The following is a 9,423-nucleotide window of genomic DNA, read 5'->3' on the forward strand; positions in this document are numbered from 1 at the left end:
GGTTAAAAAACAACATTTAGAAATACAGGAAATGTTATGCAAAGTCAATGATGTGTGTTACGATAACAATGACAGAGAATTGTTCTTTGATAATCAACTGTTTTAACAGTAACTTTGCATAATATTTTTCTTGGGATAACACCGCAATTATAACGATACTTCAGGCGTTCAGGTAATGGTATTTATTGACCGTTTTGAAATTTGGAATTCAGGCAGTTTGCCTTCACAACTGTCAATAGCTGATCTTAAGAAGCCTCATCGCTCATATCCGGGGAATCCTTTACTTGCCGAGGTTCTTTATTTGGCTGATTATATACAAAGGATTGGGTCAGGAACTATTGAAATGGTTAAACAATGTAAACAAGCAGGACTTCCCGAGCCGGAGTTTGTTAACAACCGTGGATATGAGTTTAGAGCAATTTTGGGACGAGATGTCTTTACTGAAAGTTTTCTGTCGGAGCTAGGACTAAATGAGCGGCAATTAAAAGCTGTTAAGTACGTAAAAGAAAAAGGTAATATTACTAATGCTTTGTATAGGAGAATTTGTGAAACATCCGGACGAACAGCAACGCGAGATTTATCTTGTTTGGTTTCTTTGAATATCTTTGAACAGCGGGGAATAACTGGTAAAGGAACGGCATATGTTCTAAGACGCCACAAAGACGCCAAAGACGCCATTAAAGCACCAAAGTAAGGCGTTTAATGCTGTGTACCCTATATAATTACAGGAGAACAAATATAAAATAAGACAAATTAAAATTTAGCATTAGCCTCTATCTTAAAATATTTGGCAAAATAGTGTCATGTAAATGTCATACAAGTTTTAATGTTGGGTAAAATTAAACATTTAGGGTAAATCCTTCATCGGATTTCTCAAACTGGTGACAAAATGTCACCGGTTCAATAGGCTTAAACACTCAACCAGCTTACCCTGTGCGTTTACGGAACAAGGAAGAGGCAGGTATCTTGGTATCACAAAGTGTGATACCTTCTAAGCAAGAAAGAGTTTTAGAATTGAAACTCGCTAATTAGGGTATTGGGGTTCTAGATATAGAACCCTTATGAGGCAGTTATTAGAACCTTTTACCTAGCTTATTTTGACATGTTTCTTGAAATTCGTCGCCCACTGGGTGACAAATCTAAAATAATCAAAAAATATCCCTACTGGGGAGCCAATTCAAATTAAAGAAAAAACTTCTTCAATTAAGTGAAGAATGCTCCTTCTAACGGTTTGTAATTGTAACCAGTTTTTATTTATAAACAATGTAAACGATTTTCGTTTATAAATAATACAAACAGAATTTCTTTACAAAAAAGGAGTTTGAAAACTTGAAATCACAAATTGTGAGAACATTTACGAAACTCAGGGAAATACTTGCAACCCATAAAGACTTACAGCAAAAAATCGAAACATTAGAAGGAAAATATAAACAGCATGATCAGAAGTTCAAGATTGTCTTTGAAGCTATAAGGTAGTTATTAGAACCGCCATCATCACCAGAAAAACCTAAAGAAAAAATTGCAAAGAGAGCACAGGTTAATTTAAACAAGCCGATAATGAGCCAAATGAGCCAATAATGAGCCAATAACGTTTTTATAAGAATTTTCTGCGTCATTTCTTCGTGTGTTAGCTTTACTTCGCTTCCTTCTTTTTGATCGGCTTTTTCTTTAACTCTTCCCTGATCTTTGCCTGAAACTTCTCATGGGCTTTCCAGCTCAGATCTATAGTCTCTGGCAATTTTTTCGTAGTTTTTATTGATTTTGTCTTTTTAAACATGCTTTTATTCGCCTTTCACCTAATATAGCAGATAATCTTTTGGTTTTAGACAAAGTATTTTCTGGTTTTTAAAATGATATTTATAATAGTCATCAAATAGGCAAAACTTATTCAATATTGCATAATTAATATAATTCATCACGCCTGATGCACCAACAGGTGTTTTAAGAAGGGCATATTGCTCTTTGTAACTTATTATAAGGTAGTATGTTATATGATATATTAAAAATATATTAAAAATGTTAAAATAAGACGTATTATATTGATTAGCAATAAGTTGCAAAATATATCATTTTTCTTGATTTTTCGGCATATTTTGAAAGGCGATATATTTTATATCTTACTGTTTTTGGTAAATTATACCGCAGTCACTTCGTTTTTTTCTGCTAAAATAATATATAAATATGAGAAAAAATATATAAAATGCAATTAAATAAAATTGGATAAGGTCGTAGCCTATGATATATCAGATATATTTTTTCTCTTGACAAATAATGGGTAAAATTAAACATTTAAGCTGTCAATTGGTAAAATTGTCGTCTTAAAAAACGGGCGGTTTTAGCCTCGAAAAAGGCCTTACTTTGCCCCTGGTGACAGCTTCGCTCTTATTGGGCCATATTGCACGATCATTACCTTGGGCTTTTATTCTCCTTTGTTTTTGTTCTTAAAGTTCTCATAATTTCTTTAATATCTACCTCTGTTCTCAGCTTAAAATCTTCCCGTGGCTCAAAAGCTTCTACTTTGGTTTCCACTTTTAGGGGTACTTTTATCTTTTTACTCATCCAGTAAAATAGCAAAATTGTGCATGGCAATAGGACAATAGGCAGCCAACTCATTTGATATAATGACTTTTTTGATCTTTTTATAGTGGATTCTATCAAATATGAAAATTCTTCAATTGCATATTGCAAATTTTCGGTTTTCCTGCCACGAATAAGTTGTGTAATATCCCTTGTGCTAATTTTTTGGAACTTTGCCCAACTATCAGGCAAAATCGTAAAATAGTACCAGCTAGCTGCTATTATCCAAAAGATACAGACGAAAGAAAGAATCTTTGCATATATTTTGATATTGGATTTTATACTACACTCAACAACGAAAAAACTGCGACCAGTTTGCATTATTAAATTTCCTCCATTTCTTCTTTAATAAATTCAACAGCCGAATTTTCCATTTTCTCAATCTCACTTTGGTCGCCTTCCACTAATTTGCTATAATTTGCCAGCGCTATGTATTTTGCGTAACTAGCGTTTTTTACTGCTGATAAGCTAATTTTTTCAAGCCTTTCTAATTTAGCTTTAAGTATTTCTGTTTGATCATCAACGTCTTTTCCTTCCATTGCATTTCGGATTAATTGTCTAATAACTGTGCTAATATTTGTGTTTGTTTTCCTAACTTCACGCTTAAGAAATTTTACTTCTGCGTCTGTTTCTAAAGCCTTAAAAGAAAATACTTTTTTTGCCATTTAAACCCCCTCTATTTCCTGTGAAATTATACAAGACTAATTTATGTCTGTCCAGAAAACTTGTGTATACCTGGAATACCGACACTGTAACGCATAAAAAAGAAATAACTTGCTATTTGTAAACTATTTTATGTTTTTGTCTACTCATGGAATATTCTATTATTAGAAAAAGACGCAATATTGTTGCACAATGAAAAAAGCTATGATATCATTGGAAAAAAGAGGGATTAAAGGTGCTAAATCTAGATAAAAAAAATATTATTGCTGTGATTCAAGATGAAATATCCCGTTCTCCAAAAGCTCGCTATTATCACCGGCTGCATGTTGCCTTATACGCCCTAAAAACAGGCAGCTGTTATAAAGCTGCTTCTGTTTATGGGCATTCGCCACACAGTATTTATAATTGGCTTCATCGTCTTGAGGAAAATGGTCTGGCTGGATTGCAGAAAAGCGCGCGTCAAGGACGTTCTCCTAGACTTGCTATGCAGGAGATAACATCGCGCGCGGATTTGTCTCGCTCGCCTAAAGAGTTTAATTACACTCAAGATGTGTGGACCGGGAAATTGCTTTCAGAACACTTAAAAAATATGCATTCAATATCATTGCATACCCGTCAATGCCAAAACATTTTAAAGCGTTTTAGATCTAACTCGCAAAATTCTAAAAATAGTAAAATTAATGGTAAAAAATGAAAGGAAAGAAAGTCAAGCGAAACTTTACAGATACGCAAAATTTCCTTTCATTAATAGATAAAGACATATACGACCCTATGAGAGTCCACTTTTTAAATTTTTTCAATATACGCTCTAGCTCCTTGTTTATTGCCAAAGAGCCTTAAATGCGTTTAAGCGTAATTTATATAATTTTTCATTACTTTTTATGTTTTTGCTGAAAATTTACCTAAAAACGGTGAAATGCAACTGAATTTTGCGTTTACCTAAAATTAAAAAACATTATTATAAGTCGGTATACCATGTGTTTCAAAATCACTAAAACTCGGTAAAAAATAACAATATTGGAACCCCTTGATACTCAATAGGATACGTTGTTTTTAGCCCTTTTATACTGTTTTTGCCGTCTACCATAGAACCCATTGTCTTGCAATAAGTTATAAAAACTAAAAATTTTCTTAAAACACCTTTTGGTGCATCAGGTGTGATGAATTATATTAACATACAATTTTACATAAGTTTTTGCTTACTTCTTAGCTATTATAAATATTCTTATTTCTACAATAATGTAATGTAAAATACTTTGTCTAATATTTTATTTTTTACTGTTATATATATAGAGAAAGATTAAATATCTTTACAAACATTAACTAGGATGAAAAATTATGAATGAGGGAAAAGAAAAAGAAGTCGCCGTTCAGGAATTACTTGATGACATTAGTAAAAAGTTCTTTTATAAGCGGTATGCTTTTCATTCTTTAAATTCAATAAATCGCCTGATTCATTTATTGAATTTAAAAGGGCAATATAATAATAAGCAAAGCCTGAATTATATTATAGGTAAAGAAATTGTTCTATTAAGGGGCAGATTGTTAAATTTAAAGAAAACTTTATAAGAGGACTAAAAAAAGCCCCCTGCTTTCACAAGGGGCTTTTAAACAACTGATGCTCTTATCTGTTAGTTCTTGTTTCTTTCAATGTTAATCCATCACCATAGAGTTTTTTTACAACATCCTGGATTTTTTGTCTTTGCCTGCTGACATTTCTTTGATATGTTCCTAATTTTTGAGCAATCTCATTTGGTGTGTATCCTTTGCTTAATAGAGTGAAAACCCTCTTTGTTAAGCCCGATAATCGGTTGTTTATGCGACTTTTTAAGTCTCTTTCGTATGCTTCCCCTAGAAAATCTCTTTTGCCGTCTATATCAACGATTTCGTCGAGTTCAGTTTGAGTAGTCTCGTGTAATCCATTATGGACCCCATTATCTATGCTTTTCCCAGCTATCAAACAATTAAACATACGGTGTTTTGCGTGCTGTCTGAGGTATGCGTCGTTATAATCGCCGCCTTTTTCCAGCTTGCTCCATATTGCAAGATACCCGTCCTGAAAAGCATTTTCTCTTAATTGTTCATCCTTTGTTAATTTAGCTGCAATACTTCTCAATGCAGGTTCAAGTTCAACTAATCGTTCTTCAATCCGTTTCTCATCCATGATTTTTTCTCCCTTTTGTTTGTTAGTAGTTGACTGAAAAACTTCCTGCCCACTTCCACTGGGCTGTTTTTTGGTTTGCATTTTCTTCTCCTTTCTTGTTTTCGACTTTTTTAGTTCTTGTTTGCTCTTTGTTTTCATGAGTTCCTCCTTTTTTTGTGGTTCTGCCCTCTTCACAAAAAGCCCCACACCACTAAAGTTTGATTGAGCAATTTTGGGCAATAGAGTTGTAAGCTAGATAGACTGTCACTCCTGCCCTTTTTTAGGTGAGGGACGAACAGGTTAAAAAAAGTTCATAATTTTGGAACAAAATTTTGTGTGTCTGCTTCTTTAGAGAATTCAGCAAGTTTTTTTAAAAAAAAGAGTAGGATTGACTTACTCGGGGCCGTGAGAGGGCAGGTTCCAAAAACAGGAGGGGCTTGCCAATGAAAATAATAAACAAGAACCTCATAAACTAAGTTAAACAAGAAAGGAGCTGGAGCATCAGTAACTAAAAAATAGACCAGTGCTGCCTTTGATGGAGAGATTTTTAAGAGAGGACTCCCCTCTCTTAAAGTTCCTTCTGTGCTGTTTCATTGGGCTTTCACCCCAAAAACTTTTTTCGCCATAGCCTGAGAGCTTTATTTTTTAGTTTGCGCTCTTTTAGCGTAGGTACTGCGCTATAAGTGATAGTCTTTGGCTCTGAGTTTTGAGACAAAGTCTATCAAGCAAACCCTGCTGAATTTTTATCTTCGATAAAGATTGAGTAAAAAACAAAGCTTTCTGGCTTTAGATCCTGGTAAAGTATGGTTTGCCTTAGGATCATCATTCCTTTCTTCTCTGGAGACAAGCGGGAATTTATTAGTGAGCTAATCTTTTTTGCGATTTATCGTAAAGAAGTGATTGTCTCCGAAATTTTTCGGAGTTAATCAAGCGAACCCTGCTGATAGTCCAATGGACTATGAGTAATAAAATCCCGTGCAGTTAAGAGCCCTGGCCATAGAAGGCAAACCTGGGCGCTCCGGGCCGGAAAGTGGCCAAAACCCGTTCCCTGGCGAGAAAAAGCCTTTCGTATTTGCCCTGCATTGCGATATCTCTGACCAGGCCAGTATAGATGTATAGGCAATTTCAGGGAAATTGCCCCGCTTTTTCTAATATACAAAGATCGCAAACCGCAGTCTTGCGCTTGTTTTTTCCGTCGTTGCTACGGTAGAACATGTTGCTACGGTAGCAAAAATAGCATCAAAAATTTTATTTGTCTTTCTTCCAGGTGTTTATGGAAAAGTTTGGCGCCCTGCCCAAATTGGATACTGTGTCCACAAAATCATAATCGGCCTTACTTTTTTGACAAATAAACAAAATAACTTGACAAATACAGTATAGTATAATATATTATATTTGGAGGTGGCAATATGAATGTTACAGTTTATCTTCATGAACCTATTTTAATAAAAGCAAAAGAAAGAGCTAAGGCAATGGGGATCAGTCTGTCTAAATTGGTTGAAACGGGGCTTAAAAACATGGTTGGGGTAAATAAAAAACAGGAAGCGCTGGATTGGATTATAAAATTTGCAGAATCCGGAGAGTTTGCAGGACAATTTGCTGATGCAGATAGGTTTATCAAAGAAGAAAGAAAAAGAGCAGAAAGGGATTTTTTATGAAAATTGGGTTAGATACAGGAGTTCTGATAAATATTGCAAAAAAAGACAATAAAGCATTGCAACTAGCGAAAGACTGGAGAGAAAAAAGAGACATTCTTGTTTTAAGTTCAATATCTATCGCCGAAATATTAAGGTATTTTCATAAACAAGAACTGGGATTGGTTAAGGCAGGACATAGTGAAGCAGTACCCGATAAAGTAGTTAATAATAGAAAAATGGGAATGTATAAGTATATAGACAAATTGATCGAGGCATTTGAAATTGTTGATGTAAATATAACCATTGCAAAAAAAGCAGCTTCTTTATCTCATGGAACTGGAATACATCTGCTAGATTCGCTGATATTGACCACAATGCTAGAGAAAGAATGCGATGCTTTCTATACATATGATAGTGATTTTTCTGCTTATAAAGGAAAGAAAATAAAGATTAAAACTTTATAACGTAAAATAAAACGTCTAAGATCAAAACCTTATATCATGAAATTGTCGCATCAGAGCTTATATCCGCTAAATTTTCCGAAAACCTGAGCGCCAAGTTTAAAATTCCTGCCCTCGAAGTAAAGGAATCTGTGCGATTGCTTCGCGTCCGGATAACAGTTGTAGCCTCTTTGGATCTAGGCACAAGAGTTTGCCGTGATCCAAAAGATGATCATATTCTTGGCACTGCCATCCAAGGAGATTGTCGGTGTATTATTATCGGTGATAAAGACCTGCTCGCAGTGAAAAAACACAGAAATATTAAAATAATTCTCCCTCGGAATTTTTGGGAGTATGAAAGTCGGGCACTGGGGAAACATGTCAAAAGTTGATTATCATCTAATAGATTACAAGACACCTTCCGCGTGTTAGAAATTATGTTATAGATTTTAGCGAGAGATAGAATGAAACAGAAGATTTCCTTATTTTACACCTAATTTTATCCATTCGCGGAATAAAATGTCGGCAAAAAAGTATTTGCCATTCTCTTTATCAAGGTATCCGTCTTCAACTAAGCTGAGCAATGTTCTGCGAACCGCTGATGGCAATCCGAGGTTATTTTTCTTAAGATAATCTCCTGAAAGTATTTGTTTGCCTCCATAAAGCGAGATAGCCTTTAATAATTGTCTTTTAGACAATATCATGCGGGACCATTCAAGGTGAAAGTTTTGTGAATACAGATGAATTACTTGAGATAAAACTAATTGTACATCATTTTCACTAATAAGCCCTTTATCAATCTTAGAATCCCACAATTCATGTAATAATAGCTGCGTATAATACGGGATATTCTCAGCTAGTTTGATGACTTTTTGTAACGCTTCATCAGATATCTTTATCCCACTAGCTTTTAATTTGTCTTTTGCAAATTTTAGAAATATATCTTCGTTGATCTTTTCTAAATACATAACAGGACCTATCCTGTAGAATGGTTTATCCTGAGAATTTATCATTTCGTTAAGCAGATGTCTTTTTGAGCCTGCAAAAACATAGGCTACATTCCGGTGATGCTGGATATGAGCTCTTAACTTCCCCTCAATGTTTTTTCTGTTAAGTTTTAATATTTCCTGGAATTCATCAAAAACGATAACCAGTTTTTTGTTTTGCTTGCTTGCAATAATTTCTGGTAAATTGAATATTTTGCTATCAAGTTCCGCGTTTATTGGCTGATTGTAATCAAGCGATATCACAGGCTTGCCAATTTCATCGATTTTAAAATTAATTCGCAGTCCAGAGAGCACTTGTCGAAGAAATCCCAAAATCTTATTTTCAGGGGTGCTTTTCTTGACTAACAATGATAAATATGTATTAAGAAATTCTCTGTATGAGGAAAACTCCTCTAAGTCCATGGAAATAGATATTATCTCTTTTGCGCTAATTTGGTCAATCGCTGTTTTGATAAGGGATGTTTTTCCCATGCGCCTTGAAGAAATAAGAAAGATTTTTTGGCAGCTTAGGATATCGTTCTTTAGCTTTCTTATCTCTTCCTTCCGATTACAAAAATTCCCCCCGAAGACTGGCTCACCATAAACAAATGGATTTCTCATAACACTGATTCTCCTTTCATGTTTGTAACACAAAAAAGTGTAACACAAAAAAGTGTAATGTCAATTCGTTTTTTGCTTATTATTTCAAATATATCCTCATCGATAGCCCATTAAGGGATAATAAACGTTCACCGGCTTACCTTACCCCGTACCGTAGTAACTGTGGAAAACTTTGTAGGCTTTTTACTTAATGTAAAGTTTTAAACATTTTCTGTCTATTCTAAACACCAATAAGTCGATATTCTTAAGTAATACAATATTACTGATGTTCTTTATTATAATTTAGTAATATAATATTACTAGACTTTTTACTTAATATTCTATTATCTAGTAGCATACTTAATATGAGCAATATA

At 34.3% G+C, this 9,423-nt stretch carries 11 protein-coding genes and 1 pseudogene; 7 read left to right on the forward strand and 5 right to left on the reverse strand.

Annotated features, from left to right (window positions below; all coding sequences use genetic code 11):
- Positions 1 to 163: 163 nt before the first annotated feature.
- Positions 164 to 694 (forward strand): annotated as a pseudogene (locus KKC91_10360) (hypothetical protein).
- Between the two features lie 635 nt (positions 695 to 1,329).
- Positions 1,330 to 1,476, forward strand: coding sequence for a hypothetical protein (locus KKC91_10365; protein ID MBU0478954.1), 147 nt, complete (start codon positions 1,330 to 1,332; stop codon positions 1,474 to 1,476).
- A 157-nt stretch (positions 1,477 to 1,633) separates the two neighbouring features.
- Here KKC91_10365 and KKC91_10370 read toward each other — a convergent pair whose 3' ends face one another.
- From KKC91_10370 to KKC91_10380, 3 genes are all read right to left on the reverse strand, one after another.
- Complete coding sequence (locus KKC91_10370) at positions 1,634 to 1,777, reverse strand: hypothetical protein (protein ID MBU0478955.1); 144 nt, start codon at positions 1,775 to 1,777, stop codon at positions 1,634 to 1,636.
- Positions 1,778 to 2,406: 629 nt separating this feature from the next.
- The gene (locus KKC91_10375; protein ID MBU0478956.1) at positions 2,407 to 2,898 is read right to left on the reverse strand and encodes a hypothetical protein; all 492 of its coding nucleotides are present in this window, start codon (positions 2,896 to 2,898) and stop codon (positions 2,407 to 2,409) included.
- 2 nt (positions 2,899 to 2,900) lie between these two features.
- Positions 2,901 to 3,242, reverse strand: coding sequence for a hypothetical protein (locus KKC91_10380; GenBank protein ID MBU0478957.1), 342 nt, complete (start codon positions 3,240 to 3,242; stop codon positions 2,901 to 2,903).
- A 233-nt stretch (positions 3,243 to 3,475) separates the two neighbouring features.
- Here KKC91_10380 and KKC91_10385 point away from each other — a divergent pair, with 233 nt between their 5' ends.
- Complete coding sequence (locus KKC91_10385) at positions 3,476 to 3,934, forward strand: helix-turn-helix domain-containing protein (protein MBU0478958.1); 459 nt, start codon at positions 3,476 to 3,478, stop codon at positions 3,932 to 3,934.
- A 644-nt stretch (positions 3,935 to 4,578) separates the two neighbouring features.
- The gene (locus tag KKC91_10390; GenBank protein ID MBU0478959.1) at positions 4,579 to 4,809 is read left to right on the forward strand and encodes a hypothetical protein; all 231 of its coding nucleotides are present in this window, start codon (positions 4,579 to 4,581) and stop codon (positions 4,807 to 4,809) included.
- Between the two features lie 55 nt (positions 4,810 to 4,864).
- On the opposite strand, the gene KKC91_10395 is transcribed toward KKC91_10390, so the two are convergent.
- Positions 4,865 to 5,542 carry a hypothetical protein gene (locus KKC91_10395; GenBank protein ID MBU0478960.1) on the reverse strand — a complete coding sequence of 226 codons (678 nt, stop codon included), beginning with the start codon at positions 5,540 to 5,542 and terminating at the stop codon, positions 4,865 to 4,867.
- A gap of 1,250 nt (positions 5,543 to 6,792) precedes the next feature.
- Between KKC91_10395 and KKC91_10400 the strand changes: the two genes are divergently transcribed.
- The 3 genes from KKC91_10400 to KKC91_10410 are packed head-to-tail and all read left to right on the forward strand — an operon-like array spanning position 6,793 to position 7,852.
- Positions 6,793 to 7,041: a hypothetical protein gene (locus KKC91_10400; protein MBU0478961.1), complete on the forward strand. Its 249-nt coding sequence runs from the start codon at positions 6,793 to 6,795 to the stop codon at positions 7,039 to 7,041.
- The gene (locus tag KKC91_10405) at positions 7,038 to 7,484 is read left to right on the forward strand and encodes a type II toxin-antitoxin system VapC family toxin (GenBank protein ID MBU0478962.1); all 447 of its coding nucleotides are present in this window, start codon (positions 7,038 to 7,040) and stop codon (positions 7,482 to 7,484) included. The genes KKC91_10400 and KKC91_10405 overlap by 4 nt, the downstream gene beginning before the upstream one ends.
- Before the next feature lie 20 nt (positions 7,485 to 7,504).
- Positions 7,505 to 7,852, forward strand: coding sequence for a putative toxin-antitoxin system toxin component, PIN family (locus KKC91_10410; GenBank protein ID MBU0478963.1), 348 nt, complete (start codon positions 7,505 to 7,507; stop codon positions 7,850 to 7,852).
- Between the two features lie 90 nt (positions 7,853 to 7,942).
- Here KKC91_10410 and KKC91_10415 read toward each other — a convergent pair whose 3' ends face one another.
- Positions 7,943 to 9,067, reverse strand: coding sequence for an ATP-binding protein (locus KKC91_10415; protein MBU0478964.1), 1,125 nt, complete (start codon positions 9,065 to 9,067; stop codon positions 7,943 to 7,945).
- Positions 9,068 to 9,423 lie beyond the last annotated feature (356 nt).

The organism is bacterium (assembly GCA_018812485.1).
Taxonomy (GTDB): Bacteria; JAHJDO01; JAHJDO01; order JAHJDO01; family JAHJDO01; genus JAHJDO01.